The 23,558-nt window shown below is 38.1% G+C and carries 22 protein-coding genes, 2 tRNA genes and 2 pseudogenes; 9 read left to right on the top strand and 17 right to left on the bottom strand.

Annotation, left to right across the window (positions count from 1 at the left end):
- Positions 1–38 precede the first annotated feature (38 nt).
- The 3 genes from LOS73_RS21255 to LOS73_RS21245 all read right to left on the bottom strand — a co-directional run bounded on the left by LOS73_RS21255 (position 39) and on the right by LOS73_RS21245 (position 2,079).
- Entirely contained in the window at positions 39–1,415 is a 1,377-nt protein-coding gene (locus LOS73_RS21255) for a class II fumarate hydratase (protein WP_457934273.1), read from the bottom strand.
- Between the two features lie 11 nt (positions 1,416–1,426).
- Complete coding sequence (locus tag LOS73_RS21250) at positions 1,427–1,792, bottom strand: hypothetical protein (protein ID WP_232525492.1); 366 nt, start codon at positions 1,790–1,792, stop codon at positions 1,427–1,429.
- A gap of 101 nt (positions 1,793–1,893) precedes the next feature.
- A complete protein-coding gene (locus LOS73_RS21245; protein WP_007377909.1) occupies positions 1,894–2,079 on the bottom strand; it encodes a hypothetical protein in 186 nt (61 codons plus the stop codon).
- Between the two features lie 200 nt (positions 2,080–2,279).
- Between LOS73_RS21245 and LOS73_RS21240 the strand changes: the two genes are divergently transcribed.
- Complete coding sequence (locus LOS73_RS21240; protein WP_007377908.1) at positions 2,280–2,870, top strand: DUF938 domain-containing protein; 591 nt, start codon at positions 2,280–2,282, stop codon at positions 2,868–2,870.
- On the opposite strand, the gene LOS73_RS21235 is transcribed toward LOS73_RS21240, so the two are convergent.
- The 4 genes from LOS73_RS21235 to LOS73_RS21220 form a co-directional block, all read right to left on the bottom strand.
- Complete coding sequence (locus tag LOS73_RS21235) at positions 2,847–3,986, bottom strand: GNAT family N-acetyltransferase (RefSeq protein ID WP_007377907.1); 1,140 nt, start codon at positions 3,984–3,986, stop codon at positions 2,847–2,849. The two genes, LOS73_RS21240 and LOS73_RS21235, sit on opposite strands and share 24 nt — an antisense overlap.
- 6 nt (positions 3,987–3,992) lie before the next feature.
- Positions 3,993–5,369, bottom strand: coding sequence for an alpha/beta hydrolase (locus LOS73_RS21230; RefSeq protein ID WP_007377906.1), 1,377 nt, complete (start codon positions 5,367–5,369; stop codon positions 3,993–3,995).
- The gene (locus tag LOS73_RS21225) at positions 5,359–8,079 is read right to left on the bottom strand and encodes an ATP-binding protein (RefSeq protein ID WP_457934272.1); all 2,721 of its coding nucleotides are present in this window, start codon (positions 8,077–8,079) and stop codon (positions 5,359–5,361) included. Before LOS73_RS21225 ends, LOS73_RS21230 begins: the two co-directional genes overlap by 11 nt.
- 73 nt (positions 8,080–8,152) lie before the next feature.
- A complete protein-coding gene (locus LOS73_RS21220) occupies positions 8,153–8,608 on the bottom strand; it encodes an Lrp/AsnC family transcriptional regulator (protein WP_457934271.1) in 456 nt (151 codons plus the stop codon).
- Positions 8,609–8,744: 136 nt separating this feature from the next.
- On the opposite strand from LOS73_RS21220, the gene LOS73_RS21215 reads away from it, so the two are divergent.
- Both LOS73_RS21215 and LOS73_RS21210 read left to right on the top strand, forming a co-directional pair.
- A complete protein-coding gene (locus LOS73_RS21215; protein WP_457934270.1) occupies positions 8,745–9,914 on the top strand; it encodes a PrnB family protein in 1,170 nt (389 codons plus the stop codon).
- 1 nt (position 9,915) lies between these two features.
- Complete coding sequence (locus LOS73_RS21210) at positions 9,916–11,040, top strand: aminotransferase class V-fold PLP-dependent enzyme (protein ID WP_007377902.1); 1,125 nt, start codon at positions 9,916–9,918, stop codon at positions 11,038–11,040.
- Here the strand turns inward: LOS73_RS21210 and LOS73_RS21205 are convergent.
- Positions 11,024–11,185 (bottom strand): annotated as a pseudogene (locus tag LOS73_RS21205) (RNA-binding protein); the annotation flags it as partial. The gene LOS73_RS21210 and the pseudogene LOS73_RS21205 sit on opposite strands and share 17 nt — an antisense overlap.
- Positions 11,186–11,293: 108 nt before the next feature.
- On the opposite strand from LOS73_RS21205, the gene LOS73_RS21200 reads away from it, so the two are divergent.
- Positions 11,294–12,334, top strand: a complete 1,041-nt coding sequence (locus tag LOS73_RS21200) for an IS481 family transposase (protein WP_033032172.1) — start codon at positions 11,294–11,296, stop codon at positions 12,332–12,334.
- Between the two features lie 58 nt (positions 12,335–12,392).
- On the opposite strand, the pseudogene LOS73_RS21195 reads toward LOS73_RS21200, so the two are convergent.
- The 5 genes and pseudogenes from LOS73_RS21195 to LOS73_RS21175 form a co-directional block, all read right to left on the bottom strand.
- Positions 12,393–12,725 (bottom strand): annotated as a pseudogene (locus tag LOS73_RS21195) (DUF4124 domain-containing protein); the annotation flags it as partial.
- A 124-nt stretch (positions 12,726–12,849) separates the two neighbouring features.
- Positions 12,850–12,942: transfer RNA gene (locus LOS73_RS21190), tRNA-Ser, on the bottom strand.
- Between the two features lie 51 nt (positions 12,943–12,993).
- A tRNA-Ser gene (locus LOS73_RS21185) sits at positions 12,994–13,084 on the bottom strand.
- A 218-nt stretch (positions 13,085–13,302) separates the two neighbouring features.
- Positions 13,303–13,443, bottom strand: a complete 141-nt coding sequence (locus tag LOS73_RS21180; protein WP_007377900.1) for a hypothetical protein — start codon at positions 13,441–13,443, stop codon at positions 13,303–13,305.
- Between the two features lie 530 nt (positions 13,444–13,973).
- A complete protein-coding gene (locus LOS73_RS21175) occupies positions 13,974–14,903 on the bottom strand; it encodes a DMT family transporter (RefSeq protein ID WP_033032140.1) in 930 nt (309 codons plus the stop codon).
- Positions 14,904–15,004: 101 nt separating this feature from the next.
- Here LOS73_RS21175 and LOS73_RS21170 point away from each other — a divergent pair, with 101 nt between their 5' ends.
- Entirely contained in the window at positions 15,005–16,447 is a 1,443-nt protein-coding gene (locus LOS73_RS21170) for an aminotransferase-like domain-containing protein (RefSeq protein WP_033032138.1), read from the top strand.
- A gap of 236 nt (positions 16,448–16,683) precedes the next feature.
- On the opposite strand, the gene LOS73_RS21165 is transcribed toward LOS73_RS21170, so the two are convergent.
- On the bottom strand, positions 16,684–17,478 hold the full coding sequence (locus LOS73_RS21165; protein ID WP_457934269.1) for a YggN family protein: 795 nt from the start codon (positions 17,476–17,478) through the stop codon (positions 16,684–16,686).
- A gap of 388 nt (positions 17,479–17,866) precedes the next feature.
- Between LOS73_RS21165 and LOS73_RS21160 the strand changes: the two genes are divergently transcribed.
- Entirely contained in the window at positions 17,867–18,052 is a 186-nt protein-coding gene (locus LOS73_RS21160; RefSeq protein WP_007579801.1) for a PA3496 family putative envelope integrity protein, read from the top strand.
- A 118-nt stretch (positions 18,053–18,170) separates the two neighbouring features.
- Here the strand turns inward: LOS73_RS21160 and LOS73_RS21155 are convergent, their stop codons facing one another.
- From LOS73_RS21155 to LOS73_RS21145, 3 genes are all read right to left on the bottom strand, one after another.
- Positions 18,171–18,668, bottom strand: coding sequence for a glutathione peroxidase (locus LOS73_RS21155; protein ID WP_008136488.1), 498 nt, complete (start codon positions 18,666–18,668; stop codon positions 18,171–18,173).
- A gap of 72 nt (positions 18,669–18,740) precedes the next feature.
- Positions 18,741–19,040, bottom strand: a complete 300-nt coding sequence (locus LOS73_RS21150; protein ID WP_457934268.1) for an AzlD domain-containing protein — start codon at positions 19,038–19,040, stop codon at positions 18,741–18,743.
- A complete protein-coding gene (locus LOS73_RS21145; protein ID WP_149605352.1) occupies positions 19,037–19,741 on the bottom strand; it encodes an AzlC family ABC transporter permease in 705 nt (234 codons plus the stop codon). Before LOS73_RS21145 ends, LOS73_RS21150 begins: the two co-directional genes overlap by 4 nt.
- A gap of 107 nt (positions 19,742–19,848) precedes the next feature.
- Here LOS73_RS21145 and LOS73_RS21140 point away from each other — a divergent pair, with 107 nt between their 5' ends.
- The 3 genes from LOS73_RS21140 (at position 19,849) to LOS73_RS21130 (ending at position 23,522) form a co-directional block, all read left to right on the top strand.
- Complete coding sequence (locus LOS73_RS21140; protein ID WP_033030967.1) at positions 19,849–20,505, top strand: cytochrome b/b6 domain-containing protein; 657 nt, start codon at positions 19,849–19,851, stop codon at positions 20,503–20,505.
- 227 nt (positions 20,506–20,732) lie between these two features.
- Positions 20,733–21,302 carry a hypothetical protein gene (locus LOS73_RS21135; RefSeq protein ID WP_033038633.1) on the top strand — a complete coding sequence of 190 codons (570 nt, stop codon included), beginning with the start codon at positions 20,733–20,735 and terminating at the stop codon, positions 21,300–21,302.
- A 144-nt stretch (positions 21,303–21,446) separates the two neighbouring features.
- Positions 21,447–23,522 carry a S9 family peptidase gene (locus LOS73_RS21130; RefSeq protein ID WP_033030966.1) on the top strand — a complete coding sequence of 692 codons (2,076 nt, stop codon included), beginning with the start codon at positions 21,447–21,449 and terminating at the stop codon, positions 23,520–23,522.
- The last annotated feature ends 36 nt before the right edge of the window (positions 23,523–23,558 follow it).

Raw genomic sequence — 23,558 nt, 5'->3', positions numbered from 1 at the left:
GCATTTTTTACGGCAATAAAAACTATATAATCAAGTAATTAAAGTCCGCCCTGCGTTAGTTTGGTGGGATTAAGTAGCTTTTCGAGTTCTTCGCGCGGTAAATCAGTTTCCTGTTCAGCTACATCAATAATAGGGCGGGCTTCTTTATAAGCCTGCTTTGCTATTTTTGCTGCTTTTTCGTAACCGATCACCGGATTAAGCGCCGTCACTAAAATTGGATTTTTAGCGAGTGCTTTATCTATATTAGGCTGATTTACCTTAAAGCTGGCAATGGCTTTATCGCCCAATGCTTGCGCGCTATTGGCAAGTAATTCTATACTTTGTAAAATATTATAAGCAATGACTGGGAGCATAACGTTCAGCTCAAAATTACCCGCTTGGCCGGCTACTGTAATGGTCGCGTCGTTACCGATTACTTGTGCACTTACCATGGCTACGGCTTCTGGTATTACTGGGTTTACTTTACCAGGCATAATAGACGAGCCTGGTTGCAATGCTTCAAGCTCTATTTCACCTAAGCCTGCAAGTGGTCCTGAGTTCATCCAGCGTAGGTCGTTCGCTATTTTCATTTGTGCGACAGCGAGTACTTTTAATTGCCCCGAAAGCGCAACTATGGCGTCTTGTGAACCTATGTTATAAAAAAAGTTACTGCTAGGCGCAAATCTAATGCCTACATTGGCACTTAGGTTTTCTGTAAATTTTGCTGCAAATTTAGGGTCTGCATTTATTCCTGTTCCAACCGCTGTACCACCTTGTGCAAGTTCGCATACACGCTCTAAACTATGTCTAATTCCTGCTGCAGCATGATTAACTTGTGACTGCCATGCACTTAGTGTTTGATCAAATGTAACTGGCATTGCATCCATTAAATGCGTACGGCCCGTTTTAACTATATGGCCTACCTCAGCTTTTTTATTTTCTAGGCTTTGCGATAAGTTTTCAAGCGAAGGAAGTAATTCATACACTACATTTATTGCACTACTGAGTGCGATAGCGGTAGGAACTACATCGTTAGAGCTTTGTCCCATGTTTACATCATCATTAGGGTGAATGCTTTCATTGCCTAATCGGCTAGCAAGTGTTGCAATAACTTCGTTGGCATTCATATTTGAGCTTGTGCCCGAACCTGTTTGAAAAATATCAACGGGGAAATGCTCAATGTGTTCGCCATCAATAATACTTTGACAAGCTTGCTCAATAGCATTTGCTTTGTCTTTACTTAGATGGCCAAGCTCGCAGTTACTTTGTGCAGCGGCTTGCTTTATATAAGCCAGTGCAGTGATAAATTGCTTTGGCATAGAAAGGCCACTAATCGCAAAGTTATTAACTGCTCGTTGTGTTTGCGCCTGATAGAGCGCATCAGTAGGTACTTGTAGCTCGCCCATGCTGTCTGATTCTGTTCTAAAGTTGCTCATAAGTGTGCTCCTTAAAAAGGGTTGAATTCGTGGCTAAGAATACGAGCTTCACGCTCCAGTATTAAAAATTGTGCAGTATTGTTATGCACTTTATAAAACCGTTTCAATGCTAATAATGGCTTGTATAACTGCTCTAAACATTGCTTACGAATAGCATTATGGATAAGAGGGTCGCACATTTTGTTCATAATTTCATGGTGTGTGCGCCTAAGATAAAACTCTTGAAGCAAAGGATTTCGCTGTTGTTCAAAGTTTTTGGCGACGTTTAGGGCGGTTTCTATGTAATCGGCAACGAGCATGGGTGCATGCAGGCCGGGTCTTAAGCAATGGCAAGAGAGTTCTTGATGGTAGCGATGCTGTGCATGATTTGAAGACATAAAAAAACCGACTTAAGTTAACGATAATAGTTATCATTACATTTAATCGGTTTCAGTGTAAACAGTTATTATTAAAATTATTTGCGATATTAATTTGAGTTTTAATTGTAGCCAAGAATAAATATCTGATCTGTTTCATGTTTTGTTATCGCCTTTTGATTATGTTTAGGATGCGAAAGTAAATCGATTACTGTAGCTCTCATATCAACGGCATAACTATGATCGTCGGTGGTTTTTTCAATTATAGCAACAGCTGCATCTACAGCTGTATAAGAGGGAGTATGCATAATATTTTCCTATTAATTAAATCATAAATTAACCCAAGTAAGGGTTAATATAACTAAAGCATAATACATACCACTGCCTTAAATTAGTTGTAGAGTTATGAATTTAATAGTCTTTATAAATACTCGATACAATTTTAGTTACCCAAAATTAGCAATTTGCGATATTGTTGTGCAATATGCTTCTCATTTGGTGCAAAGTAATGGCTAAACCTTTCTCACAAGCTTGCGAAAATAACAAAAAGCCTATTTTAAAAGTGCTTACTCAGGTACTTAATAAAACGAAAGTATTGCTTGAAATAGGCTCAGGAACCGGCCAACATAGTGTGTTTTTTGCAGAACAATTACCACATTTACAATGGCATACAAGTGATCGCGCTATAAACCACGAAGGGATTAATTTATGGCACCACGAAGCTAATTTAACTAATTTACATGCACCACTTGAGCTTGATTTAAATAATGAGTGGCCAATAGATAAGGTTGACGCTATTTATACTGCAAACACATTTCATATTGTAAGTTGGCAATTAGTTGAACGTTTTTTTGACGGTGTTAAACGTCACTTAAATAGCGACGGTATGTTGTGTATTTATGGGCCATTCAAATACCAAGATGAATTTACCAGCCCAAGTAATGATGACTTTAGTGCCTTTTTAACAGAGCGCGATCCGTTAAGTGGAATAAGAGATTTTGAAGCAGTTGAACAACTAGCTAAGCAAGCAGGGCTTACGCTTATTAGCGATACTGCCATGCCTGCAAATAATCAGTTACTCGTTTTTAAACGGCAGTAATGAGCTACATTGCTCTTTATATATATCAATATGGCCGCGTTCACGCTTTAAGTAGTCGCTTATTGCATTACTGAAATCGCCATCAACAATATGGTGAGCAGAGTAGGTAAGTACGGGTTCAAATCCGCGTGCTATTTTGTGCTCACCTTGTGCACCCGAATGAAAACAGTTGAGTTTATGTTTTATTGCAAACTCAATACCTTGGTAATAACACAACTCAAAGTGAAGCGAATCTACTTCCTCACTTGCTCCCCAGTAGCGCCCATAAAGCGTATTTGCACCTACTAAACTGAGTGTTGCAGCAATCACGTTATCGTCTCTTTTGGCCAGCATAATAACGAGATTATTAGCCATTAAGGCATGTAAAAGCGTAAAAAACTCCATATTTAAATAGCCCAAATGACCAGAACGCTTTAAGTAGGTACGCTGATAAAACTCACAAAACAATTGCATTATCTCGGGCGTAATTTGCGTTCCTTGCAGCCATTCAATATCAATATTTTGTTGCGCTATTTTAGCTCGCTCTTTTTTAAGTGACTTACGTTTTCGTGAGCTAAGTATTTGCAAAAAGTCGTCAAAGGTTTCAAAACCTTTATTAAACCACTGAAATTGCACACCCACTCTTAACATGGCGTGTTGCTCAGTTAATGAAGTCGCTTGGGCTTGGTCGCAAAAATTAACATGCCAACCCGACCACTTTTGCTCAGCACTGTGTATGCTAAGTTGCTCTGTAATGTACTGATACACCGCATTTGGGTTAGCGTGATCGATAGCAATACGCTTGCCTTCAATAGGGCTAAAGGGAATGCCAGATAGCCACTTGGGATAATATTCTAAACCGTGTTTTTCGTATGCCTCAGCCCATGCCCAGTCAAATACGTACTCGCCATATGAATGACTTTTTAAATACCCGGGTGCAAGTGCAACGAGCGTATCATCTTCAAAAATAGCGAGGTGATGGGGCTGCCAACCGCTTTTTTGTGTTACGCATTGGCTTTGTTCAAGGGCATATAAAAAAGCATGTTGAGTAAATGGTTCATCACCAAATAAACGTTGCCACTGCGCCTGAACAATCTCATTAATACTGCTAAACCATTGGTGCGAAAACGTTCCCATGACTACTTACCTTGTAGTTGTTCTAAGCTGTTCTACATTTTTAATAAACGTACTAATTTGCATTTTAAGCTCGGTAAAATGAGGATTATAAGTTAAGCGTTGTAAAGCCGGATAGTGTTTTAAGTTGGCGCTTGTACGCTCTCCTAGTTGTGGTTTTGTTGTTGTTTTACATGTTTTGTACAGGGACTCATCGTTAATAAAGCTGCCACAATTACGATAGGTTGCGTTAATTCCATAATGTGGATTTTTCGGTGAGTTAACAACAGCAATATGCGACATACCATGAACTTTTTTACATTGAGGTGTTGTGCATTGCGGGTTATTTACTGTGTAGTCACTAGCAAAGTCTGGCGGTAAAATATCGGTTTTGCCATAAAGTACTAAAGTATCGAGTGGCTTATATTTTACTGAATTACCCTTGTGTAACGCACTTAATAATTTTAGCGTGGCACGCGTATCTATCGTGGTATCAATGTCGGAAAGTACACTAAAAATAGGCAATTTAAGTGCAGGGCGTTTGTTTAAACTACTTACGCTTGCAAGTGACATTGCATCGTATGAAGCGGCAGCTGCATTTAAAGGAAATGATTCATACTTAGCAAAGTCTACATCGGCGTCTTTATCTATCCAATTAACAAAGGGTATGGCATCAATCCACTTTGCTATCCAGCCGTACTTATTATGCGGCTCAGAGCCGGGCGAATAAAGCATAAGCGCTTTAATTTTAGGCGAAACAGTGTGTTTGGTTGCGTAATCAATAAGTAACGCTGCACCGGTAGAGTAACCTGCAAGTATCACTTCATCAAAGTCTTGCATCGATCGCTCAACTCCGTACTTGATTGCCTGTTGCCACTGGCTAACCTCTACATTGAGTAAAGCACTTGCGGCACTTCCATGCCCTGGTAATAATATAGTACGCACGGTATAGCCTTGCTGATAATACACTTGTGCTAAATCGTGATACGTAAAGGGTGAGTCAGTTAACCCGTGGATTAATAGTGCAACTTTATTACTGCTTGGATGCGTAAGCTCAAAAGGGGCAATAATATCTACAATAGTAGGGTCTGATTTTCGCGTACCTTGTGTCACTAATTGCTGATACGTTTGTGTAATAACGGGGCATGGCATATTTGCACGGGGATTGGCTTTATTTATATGTTTATACGCATAATCTAAGTAATGATTGAATGGTAAAAGGGCGTGGTAATTAAAACGCTGGTGATTGTGCTCATTTTCAAAGCGTAATAAGCCTTGTTGCTTACTTTTTGTTATAAATTTGAAGTCGCTCGCCTGCGATATACAATTTTGAGCGACAACAATATGCGAAAAAACACTTAAATTAAAACCAAAAAATATGTTTAAAATTAAACCACTATTGTTCATTAACTTCTGCATATTGGACAAGACACTCGGTTAGCTTACTGAGTTCAAGCGGTTTTGCAAGATGCTGGTTAAATCCAACAGCTTGTGCATGTGCTTTATCCTCTGGCATAACGTCGGCGGTTAAAGCAATGATAGGGAGCTCTTCGTCTGTTTTAAATTGCCTGATCAGTGCCGTGGCTCTATAACCATCCATTATGGGCATTTGGCAATCCATAAGCACTAAGTCAAAATGTTGTTCTTTTACAATGTTGACCGCCAGCTCACCATTTTCAACAATGTGCGGCACAATACCTAGCGACCCAAGCATTGCTTTAATGACCATTTGATTTACAGGATTATCCTCTGCAACAAGAATACTTAAAGATGCAGCATTGGTATTTGCAGTCGTTATGGTTGGGAGTTCTTCTGGCTCTGTTGTTTCTAGCTGTATCTCAAATGTGAAAGTAGATCCCTGCTCTAATTCACTTTGCAACGTTATTTGGGCGTTCATTAATTGGCTCAGCTCTCTAGCGATGGTTAAACCAAGGCCAGTCCCTCCAAACTGCCGTGAAGTAGAGCTATCGGCCTGAGTAAACGCATTAAACAGTTTGTTATGTTGGTTTGATTTAATGCCTATACCAGTATCAACAACGTTAATTGTTATTTTTACTTCATTGGTAGATACAAACTCGGTATCGATATTTAGTGTAACGCTGCCTTTTTTTGTAAATTTAATAGCATTACTGCATAAGTTAAGCAGTATTTGCTCTATCCGCATAGAATCGCCAATAAACCATGTGTCGGCTGGTAATTTACAGTTAATTTTCCAATCAAGGCCTTTATTTATAGCGCTTTGTTCAAACATGGTATTAATACGCTGTACAAGTGCATTTAAATCAAATGGGATATATTCAAGAACTAAGCGTTGTGATTCTATTTTTGATATATCGAGAATATCGTTTATTAGATTTAACAAGCTTTTTGAAGATGAGTTTATTTTATCCAAATAGCCAATGAGTGTATTTGCGTTATCTTCTTTACGCGCCAGAGACGAAAAGCCAATTACAGCATTTAACGGCGTACGTATTTCATGGCTCATATTCGCTAAAAACTGACTTTTAGCTTGGTTAGCTAAATCAGATTGCTTTTTAGCTTGTACTAGAGAGTAAGTGCGCTCAGCTACTTGGCGAGTCAGCGCAATTTGCTGCTGATTAAATAGTAGTAATACCATCAAAATTAATGAGCATACGGCCACTTGGAGTATAAGTAATAATAAAGTGAGTTGGCTATTGTGCTGTGATAAAAACTTTTCTTTTAGTGATAGTTTTACAACCCATTGTTGCCCACCAAAGTCGACATTGAATGACATTGGGCGACTGCCTTGTGCTTGGTCGAGGTTCTTTGAGTAATTAGTATAAAATGGAGGCTCGTTTATATCTTCATAAATACCAATCGAGAACATGTCTGATTGTTGCTCAGAAATAGCTTGTTCAATCATACTGCGCACTAAAAACACACCAGTGGCATAGCCTTTAATTTTTTCTCCACTCATACTTTGAGAGTACACAGGCGCAAATAATAAATAAGCTGGGCTTGGCTCTTTGGTTTGCACCAGTTGGATTATTTTAGTGCTAATAGGTAAATATTTAATGGCAGGGTTGAGTAATGATGCTTTTCTATCTGAATTTGAAAAGACATTAAATCCAATCGCTTTTTGATTACCGTTAAAAGGTGCAATATATTTAACAATAACGAGAGGGTCATTATCCTCAAGTGGTTTACCTACGATATCAATATCTAAATGATAAATATTTGAGATTTCTTCAGTAAAAGCATTGCGCTGATCTTGGTCTATTTTTACATTCCACGATAAAGCTTTAATAAATGAATGTTGTTTGAGTAGTTGGCTTGCATAAGAATAAAAGTCTTGCTGATTTAATTTCGATGATGATTGGACTTGGCTCGCTAAACTTTGCACGGCAATAATACTGCGATTTGTGTACCTATATAAGCTATTTTCTATAACGTGAACTTCACGCTCAGCAATTTTAATCGTATTGATACGATTTTCTCGGTCATACAATTGAGTTGTAACGGCAACCGAGAAAAATAAAACTGAACATACTGCAAGAGTCGGTAATACAGATATATTATATTGATTCGACTTTTGTGGTAGCAGAGATAGTAACAATGGAGTGGCAATTAAAACGCCTAAAGTATCGCCAAGCCACCAGTAAGTAACATTTTTCCAGTGATTATCAATACTGTAAACAGGGTTGAATTCACTCAGTGCAAATACACCACAATTAGCTGAAATTAAGCTCACTAAAATGGCTACTACAACAATAAAATAAATGATATTTTTGCGTTTTTTAAAGCGTAACGGATGGCCCAACCAAAATTTTAAAAGCGCCGCACCTACCATTGCCTGTATTACAACACCAAAAGAGATGTACATCGCCTCATTAAATGAGTTGCCAATGAGTACCATTTCATGGACTGAGTTATTAAAAACATTAAGATTAAAAGCTATAGAAGCTATAAATAATGGCAGAATAAATCGCCACCACCATATATAACACCCCACTAAAGCAATACCGGCGGGTAACCAAATAGGAATTATTTGTGAGTTGAAAGCAAGTTTAGTGAGTGCAATGCCGACTAAGAAGTATGCAAAGGCAAAAATTATGTAAAAAATAAAAGAGTGATATTTTGAGTTAAAATTTTTCACATAAGGTCCAAGCGATTATTATTCTCATTTTTTAAATATCAGTATAGCTAACAGTAAGTTATTTGCGGAATTTTTATAATGGTAACTGCTTTTTGCTAAATGACTGCTTTAACACGACAGTTGATTCTATATTAGCAATGCAACTTAAACCACCTAATTGATGTTTTACAAATCTCTCATAGCTCTCAAGATCGTGTGCAATAATTTTTAATAGATAATCATAGCTTCCTGATATTACACAACACTCTAATACATGTGGTAATTTTTCTACATGGTACTCAAATTGCTCAGCAGCACTTACCGAGTTTTGGCTTAGCCTCACAAACGCATACACCAGCACATTAAGATTAAGTGCTTTGGGGTTAATGGCTGCGTGGTAGCCGGTAATAATGTTTTCTTGTTCGAGCTTTTTTATACGCCTTAAGCAAGGTGTATCAGACAAATTAATGCTGCTAGCCAAGTCTGAAACTGACATGCGGGCTTGGCTTTGCAGTGCGATGAGTAATTGCTGATCTTTTTTATCTAACATAGTTATCGGCTTTTATTAATTATTTTTATATTTGTAGTGATTATTGCTAAGTATTATGGTTTTTACTATTTTTTTTGGCGTTTTACTCTCATTGAACTCTGTTAGCATTTAACTATAAAAATAATAGAGCACAACAATGAACACACATACCGCTATTTTTGATCACTGGATACGAACAGAGTTTGTCACTTTAAATAGTGAACTTGAGCAGCTCTATTGGCAACAAACCGATAAAGCAAATGTAGAAGGAATAGGTGAGGCCTTAAAGCAACAATTAGAAAAAGAAGGCAACGCATTAATTAGCAATTTATTGGCCGAGGGAAACACAGATCAAGGCTTTGATAGCGCTTTTGACTTACTTGGTAACGTAGGATTATTTATGGCGGCGTGTAGGCGCCATGAAATTACTGAGCCAAGCAGAGAAACTACTTCCCCGCTAATTGAAGCCTCAGCGCTTGCTATGCATATAGGCGCATCCATTGGCGTAACCCCTCGTTTTGCTACCGCCCACTTAACTACTCATAACAAAGCACTTAACGGTATTTATAAACGGTTTACTAATTTACCTGATGAAAAGCTATTTATTGATTACAACACCCAAGGTATTTTGGCCTATAAACGTGCAAGTGATGCTTTATTAAAAATATTGCCGTTAGGTATTTCACACCCCTTGTGTGGTGAGTTATTAAAAGTAGCTAAACAAGCGCTTATAGATGTAATTGAGTCAAATAATGCACTTTATTCTGAGCTCGATACAGATCGCTTTTTTAACTGCGTTCGCCCTTATTATAAACCGTACCGTGTAGGTAAAGAGGTTTACAGAGGGGCAAATGCTGGTGACTTTGCAGGTATTAATGTGATTGACATGTTACTAGGGCTATGTAGCGCAAATGAGCCTAGTTACTCGCAAATGCTGGTGGATAAATTTTTATATATGATGCCGGAGGATCAACAAATCCTACGAGAAGCTATGCGTATGCAAAGCTTTATGGATGACTTTTTACAAGCCAAGCCATTTAAAAATACAGATTGGTTTAAAAAGCACGCAACGTTATTTATTCAAGTGTGTAAATTACATGGCGACACCGCAGTCGGTCATCATAATCAATTGGTTGAAAAATTTATTGCTCAGCCTTCAAAAAATATGCAACAGCAGCATATGAGCAAGGTAACAGCAAGTGGTCCGCCGCTTCATGTATTACTTGATTCGCTCGAAAAATTAAGAGATAGGCGAGCCAGTGCCAAACGCGACGATATAAAAACACGTTTTGACGATCTAAATACACTTAAAGAATGGGTTAAATAGCATGCTTAAAAATGATTTTTGTATGGCAGATGGCTGTTATTTATTAAACCACTCGGTAGGGCGTCCTCTTAAAAATACACAGCAATATTTAGCACAGCACTACTTTTTACCGTGGGAGAGCTCAAATAAAGAACCTTGGCAACAATGGCTGCCCGCAGTTGAGCAATTTACTACCGCGCTTGGTAAGTTATTTAATGCGCCTAGTTCGCAGTTTTGTCCTCAAGTTAATTTATCAAGTGGCTTAACAAAGTTGCTTATGTCGCACCCTCGATTACAGCAAAAAAATTGTAAAGTGCTTATGGCGCAAAGTGATTTTCCGAGCATGGGTTTTGCAATGCAAAAAGCGTTGCCAGAGTGTGCGCAAATTATGTTTATACCAGAGCACGAAAACCTAACTGATATTAGTGTTTGGCAGCGTTATATAACCGCCGACATCGATTTAGTTTTTATAAGTCATGTGTATTCAAATACAGGTGTACAGGCGCCGGTATACGATATTGTAGCTATAAGTAAATTAACCAATAGTTTATCAATAGTTGATGTTGCTCAGTCAGCGGGTGTGATACCGCTTGATTTAAGCATACTCGATGCTGACTTTATGATTGGCTCGAGCGTTAAATGGTTATGTGGTGGCCCAGGTGCAGCTTATTTATGGGTTAACAAAAACCAAATAAAGTTCTGTGAGCCTAAAGATGTGGGGTGGTTTTCGCATCAAAATCCATTTGAGTTCGATATTAATAATTTTAAATATAACAGCAGTGCGCTTAAGTTTTGGGGTGGAACACCTTCTGTAGCGCCTTATATTATCGCTGCAAATAGCATTAATTACTTTGCAGAGCTAACTGCTCACAAGGTAAGGGATCATAATTTAGCTATGCTTACGCTTATTCATGAGCAACTAGCTGAATATGTTGCATCACCTATGGGTAGTGATAAATGCAGCGGGACTGTTATTTTATTTTTTAACAAGCAGCAAGACTATTTACTTACAGAGCTTAATAAAGCGAAAGTCAGCGTAGATGCTCGTAAATTTGGGATACGAGTATCGCCACATATTTATAATACCCGAGAAGACGTTGAGCAGTTTATTTCGATAGTAAAACGAGCACTTAAGGGTTTTGGCTAAGCTGCTGCTGTCTTTGTTTTAATGACTCTATTTTTTGCTGCATTTGATTAATTGATGCGTCGTAAGCTTGCTTTAACGAATTTGTTTTAGTTGCGATAGCATCAGCAATAGACGAAGCGCCTAAACGATTGGCTTTATCTTGAGTTGTATTAGTTCAGACAAGATCTGACAATTCAACTTGAAAAAGTGAGAGTTACCCGTTTTGATAAAGGTGTCGAATCTTTAAATCAAAACAAACAAAAAGGTAACTCTCATGTTGCATACTAACAATCCAATCATAAAACACAAAGCTGGTTTACTTAACCTTGCCGAAGAACTAGGCAATGTATCAAGAGCCTGTAAAGTCATGGGCGTATCACGAGATACATTTTATCGTTATCAAGAACTCGTTAATGAAGGTGGTATCGATGCATTAATCGAAAAGAACCGCCGTACACCAAATATAAAGAATCGCGTTGACGAAGAAACAGAGCAAGCCGTCATTAACTATGCAGTTGAATATCCTGCTCACGGTCAACATAGAACCAGCAATGAGCTTCGTAAGTTAGGCGTGTTTGTCTCAGGTAGTGGTGTTCGTTCAATCTGGTTGCGTCACGATTTAGAAAACTTCAAAAAACGATTGAAAGCATTGGAAAACAAAGTCGCTAATGAAGGCATTATTTTATCTGACGCCCAAGTTGCTGCGCTAGAAAAGAAAAAACATGACGATGAAGCCTGTGGTGAAATTGAAACAGCGCATCCCGGTTATCTTGGCTCACAAGACACATTTTATGTTGGTAACCTTAAAGGTGTTGGTCGTATCTATCAACAAACCTTTGTGGATACCTACAGTAAAGTCGCCTTTGCGAAGCTCTACACAACGAAAACGCCAATTACAGCGGCTGACATGCTCAATGATAAAGTATTGCCTTATTTCGAAGGTCACAAATTGCCTATGCTTCGAATATTAACTGACCGAGGAACTGAGTATTGTGGGCGAGTTGAGCATCATGATTATCAGCTATATTTGGCAATTAACGACATCGACCATACAAAAACGAAAGCAATGTCCCCGCAAACAAATGGTATCTGTGAGCGTTTCCATAAGACGATTTTAAACGAGTTCTATCAAATCACATTCCGCAAAAAGTTGTACGATTCAATGGAAGAACTACAAAAAGATCTGGACGAATGGATGGATTACTACAACAATGATCGGACTCATCAAGGAAAAGTATGTTGCGGTCGAACACCACTTGAAACATTACTGGATGGAAAAACGGTTTGGGCAGAAAAGAATTTAGCTCAAATCTAAACTAACAGTCACCATTAGAAAAATGGGTAACTGTCAGATCAAGTCTGAGCTAGTACACTTGAGTCATGTAATCTATCTGCTGTTTTTTAGCTGCGTATTCTTTTTGGTTTTGTGCAATAGATAGCTCAAGACGCTTTATTTCACGCTCTATTTGTTGAACCTCTAAGTAGTCATCCACAGAGGTGTCGCTAATACCTTTATCGGGCGTAGAGCTTTTATATGCTTCAATTACGTTTATATCTTTAAGAGTAATAACTTGTGCATCTTTAGCGCAAGGCGTTTGGCTAAAGGTAGTAACGCCCTTAATTACACACTTATACACTGTTGTACTTTGTGCCAAGGTAAAAAATGGAACTGCCGCGCAAACTGATAGCAATATGAATCGGATCATAGCTAAACCTAAAGTGGCTAAAGTTGTGTTAATAATGCCCGAAGTTATTACAAGGCACAATTTGTTTAGTTTTTATAAATTTTAGGCACAAAAAAAACCACAATTAAGTGGTTTAAATTAAGTATGGTGGAGAGGGAGGGATTCGAACCCTCGATAGAGCTACAAACTCTATACTCCCTTAGCAGGGGAGCTCCTTCGGCCACTCGGACACCTCTCCAACGCATAACCGGTTGTATTGATGGAAGTAAAAAAGCCACCAATTAAAATATGGTGGAGAGATAGGGATTTGAACCCTAGATGGGCTATAAACCCATGCCGGTTTTCAAGACCGGTGCATTCGACCACTCTGCCATCTCTCCGTGACGCAGAATAATACTTAGGTGATACCGCTGTGTAAATAGCAAAATGACTGTTTGCCTAATATTTGTACGTAAATGAGGTTTTTTTTGTAAATAAATGGAAATTAAGGCAGTTTTTGAATAATAAATAGGTTGCAGCAAACTGTGGGAGCTAAAGAAGAGGCTTCATTTAGTGGTTGAGTGTTTGCTGCACCGCAAAAATAATCATGGTTGGGTGATTATTTATATTGAGCTGCGCCGCTAAGTGCTAACCTTTTACCAATAGTGTTAAGTCTAGCTAACATTTTTGCTTTACGGTTAGTTGGTTTAACTGCAATGTGCGCAGATGCCGTTTGGTTTAATGTATTAATTGGATTCATTACCTTGCTCCGAGTTTGTCTGTTGAAATCGAGTGCATTTTGCACGTTAGCTGATTAAAAATACAACGATAAAAATTGAGTGTGAAGCATTAGTTATTTTGATGTGAAAAGTTTTCAAATACGTTCAATTTTACTTTTTAAATAAGTGTTTTGAATAGTTATTTAAAAAACAAAATACCTACTGCTCTATAATTGCAAGGCTTATGTGCTTGTTTAGGTTTTTTATGCATTTTACTTTGTTTTTTTTGACTAATTATTCAGATTAAATTATTTTGATTAAAGTGTTTTTCTTCATGCTTTGCGGCTATGTTTTATATCAGTAAAGTTGCTGTTATTGATAATTACTAATGTGGGTAAATATATAATCAAAAAACAGCTTAAATTATTTGAAATTGTTCATTGATGATGGCGTTTATTATAACGAGTCAATGGCACTACAATGATGAGTTTATTTGTTTTTCACTATATTGGTAATAAAAAAGCGCCTACATACTGTAGGCGCTTTGCGTTAGTTGCGTTAAATAACGCGTCTAACTGGGGACGGAGCCACTTTTAGCCATTGCTCTATTTGCTAAAAAGGCATTAATTTGTTTTGTTGGGGTAAGCACAATGGCGTTACCTAATAGCACTAGGCTAAATCCTGCAAAGGTATTTGCATGCCATTCAAAGCCTTCAAAAAAGCTACTCAGTGTTACTGCCACTAATGGGAATAAAACAATAACGTAGCTGGCTTTTTCAGGGCCTATATTTCTTAGCAGTGCAAAGTAGCAACCAAAAGCGATTACGGTGCCAAATATTGATAGATAAAATAGTGACAACCAATAACTTGGTGGAGCGTTTAAACTAAATTGCACATCGTTCATTAATATATATAAAGCCAAACCTATGGCGCTGTATAACATACCCCATGCATTGCCTTGCAATACACCAATTTGCTTACGAGAATTACGAACGCTTACCATGTTTCCTAATGAAGCCACAAATGTACCACCAAAGGCAAGTAGTAACCCGACCAACGCACCATTACTCAAGTCGAACTGCTGTAACTGTAGCCAAAACAGACATGTAATACCTAATACAGCGAGTACAGCACCTGTATAAATTCGTTTTGAGATTGGCTTACCAAAAAATAATCGAGTGTTAACTATGTTCATGACCAGCAGCATTGAAAAGGCAATTGAGGTCATTGCGGATGTCAGATAATTTTGTGCCCAATATAACATTAGGTAGTTTAAACCAAAGTTACAGATTGCTAATAAAACAAAAAAAACATGATCGATTAAGGCAAAGCGCATATCCGGCTTTTTATAAGCGACATATAACCACATTAAAAGCGTTGCAATAGCAAAGCGATAAAATAACGATAACTCTACCGCAATATCGCCCAGTTGAAATTCGATGGCCAACCAAGTAGAACCCCAAATTAAAACTGTTGTAATGTATAGCGCTGCACTTTTCATGGTTACTCTCCAAAGCCCGATTGAATGGCTATTTTAAGACCTATCTGTATACTTACCATATACAGAAAAGTAAAAATATAACCTATACAGATTGGTGTGTGATGATAAGACAAAAAAATAGCCAAGGGCACGATTTTTTATATCAACAAGTTATTCAGTTGATCAGAGATATGAGTGCCCAACAGGTTTTACTGCCTGGCGAAAAACTTCCATCACTGCGCAAAATGGCAGATAATTTAAACATAAGTATCCCTACCGTAAAACAAGCGTATCAAGTACTTGAAGATCAGGGGTTAGTAGAAGCACGTGAAAAATCGGGATATTTTTTAAAAGTCGTAAGCATGGCGCGCAATTTGCCTAAGCGCGTTAAATTAAGTCGCGAGCCTGTTGTGGTAAATAAACAAGCCTTAATAGAGCAGGTGTACAGTGCGATTCATCAAGCTAACGTAGTCCCTTTTGGTATTGCTAATCCAATTGCTGCTGCACCCACCGATAAAGCACTCGCCAGAAACATGCGCCGTGTAATGACAATTGCGGGCAGTAAAGCTATTAACTATGGGCCAACAGATGGGTTTGTACCGCTGAAAAAGCAATTGGTGCATCGCTATTTAGATTTTGGTATTGGCATAAATATGGACGAGCTTGTGATCACCAATGGTGCGCAAGAAGCCATGGCTATTGCGCTTAAATGTGTAACAAAGCCTGGCGATGTAGTTGCTATTGAGACGCCTTGTTATCACGGAATTATCGAGTTAATAGAAAGCCTAGGGCTTAAAGCGCTCGAAATACCACTGTGCCCAGATAATGGTATTTGGTTAAGTGATTTGGAACGCGCTTTAAATGAACATGACATAAAAGCGTGTTTATTCTCGACAGCAATTAGCAACCCTGTGGGCAGCTTTATGCCTGATACAAATAGACAGCAGCTGGTGGAGCTACTTGAAAGTCATGACGTAGTGCTTATTGAAGATGACGTATACGGCGATTTATATTTTACGGCAAAACGAGGCACACCTGCTTTAGCGTACTCTAAAAAAGGATTAGTGATTAGTTGCTCATCTTTTTCTAAAACGGCAGCGCCGAGCTATCGTGTAGGTTGGTTAGTTGCGGGCAAATTTGCAACGCAAGCAAGGCGATATAAAAGAGCGCTAAGTTGCTCTGCTTCTTTAATAAACCAATGGACGTTATCTGAATTTATTGCCAGCGGCGAGTACGACCGAAATTTAAAAGTACTTAGGCAGCGCTTGCGCGATAATAAAGAGCGTATGCGATGGTGCTTACAACAAGCAATGCCAAAAAACACACGTATAAGCAATCCAAAAGGAGGCTGCGTAATGTGGCTAGATTTAGGAGGCGAGTACGATAGCCAAACATTGTTTTTACTTGCGCTTGAGGTCGGTATTAGTATTACCCCTGGGCTTGTTTTTTCGGCCTCTAATAAATATAAAAGCTGCGTCAGGTTAAGTTATGGTGTGCAATGGAGCGCGCAAATTGAGCAAGCAATAGTTACATTGGGTAAGCTCACTTTATTAGCTAAAAAGTAATACCAATCTGCTTATATATGGGGTCTATTTAACGTTAAGAAAATTACGCTAGAACTAGGCAAAAGTTTTGTATCTAGTTGTTCTAAATAAAAATTTTTAACGAAGTTATAGTGCAATTTAATTCGTTAAATTGATCAAAGATTTATGCAGGTTGGTATAAGTTTGCGAAACACAAAAAAGCAGCATTTAAGTAAACTTAAGTGCTGCCAAAGGGATGTTAAATAACGTTTGCTGTACTAATTTTGTTTAAAGCTAAATAACTGGTAACCTTCAAGCTCTGGCACTTGCATTACTAATTGCTCTTCTTGTTTTGCAATATCAGCAAAGTTTCCACATAAAGAGTTAGCACGTTCTTCTAGTGCGCTTGCATGTAGCTCTACTTTTTCTTCTATTTGTGCGCCCATATTTTCCATACGTTGTTCAAAGGCATCCATATCACCGCCTGAACCAAGTAACTCAGAACCTAAAGCAACTAAAATACTGCCCATTGATTGCATCACTGCTGATTCAACCGCTGTTTCTATCTGCTGCTCAAACTGTTGTTCAAAGTTTTCGCCAAATTGATTAAAACTTTGTTGGCCCATGACAAATGTACCTTGCTGGTAAAATGTGTTTTCTACTTCAATTTTAATGTCGTCCATAAGCTCTGACATATTATCAAGACCGTCAATATTAAATGCATTGCCTACTTCTTCTAATGCTACTCCGGCAATTTTAACACCCTCAAGCGCTATATTAGCTACTTCAGGCAATTGAGTGCGTAAGCTATCAGAGTACTTGGTTAGCGCTTCGCGTTGTGAGTTATTAAGTGCTACAAATTCGCCATTTACGGTTAAGTCACCATGGGTATTAAATAGCATGGTTTTATTATTGGCAGTAAAAATTTCTAATTCGTTTGGTTTAATACGTACGTCGTTTTTAAATTCGACGTTACATTCATCGCTGCTAAATGAAATTGCAGAATCGTTGTCGTTATGAGCCATAGCTGCTGGTGTACAAATTAATGCGCTAACTAATAGTAATTTTTTCATGTGTATTCTCTGCTTTTTTGTTGATGACTATTAACTAATAACAAGTTTAATGCCATTATTTTTTTATTATAATAAACAGTAAGTTAATTTGTTCGAGGTCTTTTTAAGAGGTTGGGTTAAGTTGAAAATAAACTATTTTTTAGTCAAATTAACTAAGTTCTACAAATCTATAAGCAATATTTATCGATACGATAAAAAACTCTCACTTTCCACAATTGAAATTTAACGCTATTTATTCACATTACTGACATGAAGACTATTTACGATAGTCACGTGGCTTTATTTTGATGCTAATTTGCAGCGCATTTTGGTGTTAAACATTTTTAATTTACCGGCTATTGTGATAATAAAATCCTTGGCTGGTCTCAAACACTTTATGGAGTGGGTTGTGGGTAAGACATTTAGTTACGATGCGCTAGATGACGATTTTGTTGAAGACGAGTACGAAATGCTCGGACGTAATCAACACGATAAGAACAAGCAAAAGGTTAAGAAAAAGTTGGAAGACTACCTTGAGCAAAAACGCTTGCGTAAAAATCTAGGCGAAGACGATTTAAGCGATTACACCGACTAAATCACGCTAGTATAAATACAATACCAATTAATATTGAGAGTTTAAATGTGCAGTTAGTCGATATGTTTAAGTTTTAATAGTATTGGCAATAAAGAGGCCTCGCGCCTCTTTATTACTTTTAAAGCGTGCTTTTAGCCTGCGCTAATGCTTTTTGGATTGTAAGTTCTAATTTTTCGGGTTTAGTAAAAGGTGCATAGCGTTTAATTGGCATGCCATCTGCGGCAATTAAAAACTTAGTAAAATTCCACTTTATTTTGCGTGTTAAAAAACCAGGCAAGGCTGATTTTAAATAACGAAAGACGGGATGTGCATGCTCACCGTTTACATCTACTTTGGCCGCCATTAAAAAACTCACGCCAAAATTGATTAAACATCCTTGCTCTATTTGTGTTGCGCCGCCGGGTTCTTGTTGACCAAACTGGTTGCACGGAAACCCCAAAATTACTAAACCTTGGCTGGCATACTTATTATGTAAAGCTTGCAGCGACTCGTATTGGTAGGTAAATCCACATTTACTTGCTGTATTAACAATAAGCACAACTTTACCTTCAAAATCATTAAAGTTAATAGGTTGACCCTGCAAGCTTGTTGCGCTTAATTGATGAAATTCGTGCATTTTGGCGTCTTTTTATTGTTGTTACCGGTATTTTAACCTGAGTACAGTATTTCATAAAGTATAAAGAGCACTCTAATTTAAAATTAGAAATAGCCCCATACCGGCAAGCGTTGTGTAATAAATATTATGTGCTTTATAGGCAACAATAATGGCGACTATCGCTGCGCTTAAATAAGGGTTTTGCCAGTTTAAGTTAATGCCATCTTCATTTAAAAATACGATAGGCACCCAAATTGCTGTAAGCACCGCAGGTGCGCTAAAGCTTAAAAATTGCTGCATTTTAGGACCTACTTTAAACGGTAAAGCGCGGTGTAAAAATAAATAACGCGTAAAAAATGTAATGCACGCCATGAGTAAAATAGTTGTCATCATAGCGTTGCTTCCTTTTTAGCGGTTAGTCTTGCTGTAGCGTAACCTGCGCTCATTGCCAGCAGCGCTGAGCAAACAAGCCATAACTCAAATCCGGTACTTTTTAAAAGCGTTGCGCTAACGCCTGCTACAATTACCGTAACAAGTGAGGCCAAATTTTTGATTCCCGGAATAACCAACGCGATAAACGTGGCAGCAATCGCAAAGTCGAGCCCTAAATTAGTTAAGTCGGGCAGCATTGTGCCCGCTACAATGCCAATTAATGTCCAAATATTCCATGCAATATAAAAACTAAAACCAGCGCTCAATGCGTATATTAAACGTGTTTTTGTTCTATACGCTTTTCGATGATGAGAAAATGCAAATAGCTCGTCGGTTAAAACAAAGCTCACCGGTAAGCGCCAACGCATAGGTTGATCAATGACCTTATGACGCACAGCTAAGCCGTATAAAAAGTGCCGAGAGCTAATAATAAACGTTGTGAATAAAATTGTGAGCAATGGTGTGTTGCCCGCCATAAGTTCAATCGCAACAAGCTGTGCAGAGCCTGCAAATACTAATAACGACATTGCTTGGGTTTCAAAGGCGCTAAAACCATTTTGAATCGCTAAAGAGCCGCATAAAATACCCCAAGGAACAACGGCTAAACACAGTGGTAGCATATCTAAAAAGCCTTTTAAAATAGCTTTTTTAACTGGTTGCATGATATTTACTCTCACGGCTTGTAGAATGGCTCATAAGGATACCTTAATATTATGATGTTAAAGTAGTTAACAAATTAAATAATACTGTTTTTTTAAGGATAGGCACAATGACGACGTTAAAAGTGTGGGATGGGTTTATTAGATGCTTCCATTGGTTTTTGGTTGTAAGTATTGCAGTGCTTTATTTTAGTATTGAAGAGGGCATGATTGAGCTTCACTTTGTTGCAGGTTTTTTTACTTTAGCACTTATAGTAACACGTTTAATATGGGGTGTTATTGGTAGTAAAACCGCGAGATTAAGTGGGTTACTGCACTCTCCTGGTGCTATTTTAAAGGCGCTAAAAATACCAAGCGAATCGTTAGGCCATTCGGCACTCGGTAGCTGTATGGTGATAGTGTTTTTTATATTGATCATAACGCAACTTGTAAGTGGCTTAATGAGCAGTGATGGTATTTTAACTGACGGGCCGCTTGCTCAATATGTGTCTAGCGATACGATTGATTTTGCCAATTGGCTACATGAGCTGAATTTTGACATTTTACTTTATGCTATTGGCTTGCATGTATTGGCTATTATTGTTTACAGAATAAAAGGAAAACCGCTAGTTAAGGCGATGATCACAGGCTCAAAAGAGTTAAAAGCGGATGACTCTGAGGCTAAAGTAACAAAAGCGTCTTGGCCTGCGTGGTTAATATTTATATCTTTATTGGTGTTGCTGGTATTTACGTGGGCGAAAGAGCCTTTAACTTATTTATTTAGTTAAAAACACATTAAACCAACCTTAAAGGGTTGGGTTTTTATTTTGGTTACATTCTTTTGTTTGATTGTTGTGTGATTGCAAATTATAATCATCAAGTTGTTAGCTTATTAAGGTGAGGATAAATTTTTTTGCACGATTTATTAGTGCGTATAACTTGCCCTAGATGTATTTTTTGTGTATCCATATAGGTATGGGTAATAGTTTGTGACTCTTAAGGTGTTGCTGTGTTTATGCATACGTCGTTGGCCTGTGGAAAGTGGTCGACTATAGGTTGTTTAAATCATCATACCCAATTATTTATTGGTGATGTGGTGAGTGTAACCTTTTATGACTTGCAAGGAGAGCTAGTCAGTTTATCGTTTGATTATAAAATCACCTCGTTAGAGCAAGGTGAACCCCATGCATGGCCGCGTTTAGTTGCCGAGCACATTAATGTGCATATACCATTAATAAGCGCAGGGCGAATGACTGAACAAGGGCTCGTTGTTGCTTATCGACAAAACGAAATTTTTGCATTGCAAAGTAGTGGTATTTGTAAAGCCCAAGTTGATTTTCATTGCATCGCGAAATGTGATGATTATGTAGTTAAAGAATGTGACGCATATGAATTTATTTATCCACAAAGTAGCGATTCTTACAATGCAGGTACAAAAGTACTACAACCTAAAACGGGAAAAATTTATCAATGTAGGCCTTGGCCATTCAATGAATTTTGCCGTGTTAATGATGAGAATAAAGTTATGTTTGAACCCGGCATTGGACAAAGCTGGGCTATGGCATGGATACAAGTATCAGATTAATAAATATAAATAACCTTCTTCCCATAGGTAGAACGATTTTAGTAATGAAACGTATTACCTTCTAAGCCCTCTCAACTATTGAGTGGGCTTTTTTATTTTTATGGTAAACTGCAATTATTGTTATTTTTCAAATTGGTCTTTTCTGTGCCTCATCCTGATCACTCTCTAAATTTATTGTCTAACGTCCCTATCGCTAAAAAGCAAGCTTATATACTCAATGCGCATAATAAAACACGTGTCGATAACTATTATTGGATGCGTGATGATGAACGTCAAAATGAACACGTACTAGCGCATTTGCATGCTGAGAATACCTATTGTGATAAACAGTTAGCACCTATAAAACCATTACAAAATACACTATTTGAAGAGCTTAAAGCGCGTATTGTAAAAGACGATAACTCGGTACCTGTGAAAGACGGAAAGTATTGGTATCACTCAGAAGTGCGTGGCGATGATGAATATTCACGCCATTACCGCAGTACCAGCATAGAGGCTGATAATAAAGAGCTTTTACTAGATATAAATGTGCTAGCGGCAGGGTTCGAATTTTTTGAATTAGGTGAAGTCGCTCTTAGCCCGTGTGAACAACTTATGGCTTATTCTGAAGATACTGAAGGCCGACGTATATATTTAGTGCGCTTTAAAAACCTTGAAACAGGTGAGATGCTACCTGATGTACTTGAAAACACAGAAGGGCAAGTTGTTTGGGCTAATGACAATAAAACCGTTTTTTATGTTAAAAAAGATTTAAAAACATTATTAGGCTATCAAGTGTTTCGGCATGAGCTTGGTAGCGAGCAAAGCCAAGACGTAATGGTTTACGAAGAGCAAGATAGTAGCTTTTTTATGGGGCTTGGTAAAAGCCGCGACGAAAGCTTAATTATTATTGATTTAGCATCGACAGAGACCAACGATACATGGGTGCTTGATGCTAATAAGCCCACTGGCGAATTTGAAGCATTAATGCCGCGTGAAGATGGCCACGAGTTTGACGTAGATAAGCTAGGTGACACATTTTATATTGTGACTAACTGGCAAGCTAAAAACTTTAGATTAATGACGGCAACAAACGAAACGATTGCTGATAAAACTCAATGGTTTGAGCATACAGCTCACAGAGAAAATGTCCTGCTTGAAGGTGTCGAGTTATTTAATGACTTTTTAGTATTGAGTGAACGCGAACAAGGGCAAGCTCGATTTGTAGTTGTTAATAGGCAAGGAAATTGTATGGCACTTGAGTTTGCCGATCCTTGTTATTATGCTGCAATAGCAATGAACCCAGAGCCAGACACTCGCACTGCACGTATTTATTACTCAAGCTTAACAACACCAGGTTCTTTATATGACGTTGATTTAGCAACAGGCGAAAAAACACTACTTAAACAGCAAAAAGTACTGGGTAGTTTTAATGCCGATGACTATCAGTCGGAGCGATTAATGGTAACTGCTCGCGACGGAATCAAAGTCCCCGCATCTGTTGTTTATCGAAAAGACAGCTTTAAAAAAGATGGCTCAAATCCGTTATTTCAATACGGCTATGGTGCGTATGGCTATACGATTGATCCAAGTTTTTCAAGTTCATCGCTGAGCTTGCTCGATCGTGGTTTTGTTTATGTAATAGCACATGTTCGAGGCTCTGAAATGCTAGGTCGCGAGTGGTACGAACAAGGTAAAAAAGAGCATAAACAAAATAGCTTTAGTGACTTTATTGATGTGACAAAAGCGCTTGTTGCACAAGGCTATTGTGATAGCAGCAAGGTGTTTGCCTCAGGCGGCAGTGCAGGTGGTTTATTAATGGGGGCGGTTGTAAACCAAGCACCAGAGTTATATTGCGGTGTTGGCTGTCACGTGCCATTTTTAGACGTATTAACCACGATGCTTGATGAGAGTATTCCGCTCACAACAAATGAATATGATGAATGGGGTAATCCAAATGAGCCTCAGTTTTATGATGTAATTGAAGCTTACTCGCCGTATGACAATATTCGCGCCCAAAACTATCCGAACATACTCGTTACTACCGGTCTTCACGACTCGCAAGTGCAGTATTGGGAGCCTATGAAGTGGGTTGCAAAAATGCGTGAGCTCAAAACGGATAGTAATATTTTAGTCTTTAAAACAGATATGGATGCAGGGCACGGTGGTGCATCAGGTCGTTTTAAAAGCTTAGAAGAAAAAGCCCTCGAAATGGCCTTTTTTATTGCTCTGTTAAATTAACTGCAAAATTGGAAAATTGTATTATTCTATATATAA

The sequence above is a fragment of the Pseudoalteromonas sp. SCSIO 43210 genome (assembly GCF_054133285.1).
The sequence above is the reverse complement of the archived record's forward strand: the minus strand, read 5'-3'. Positions and strand labels throughout refer to the sequence as shown.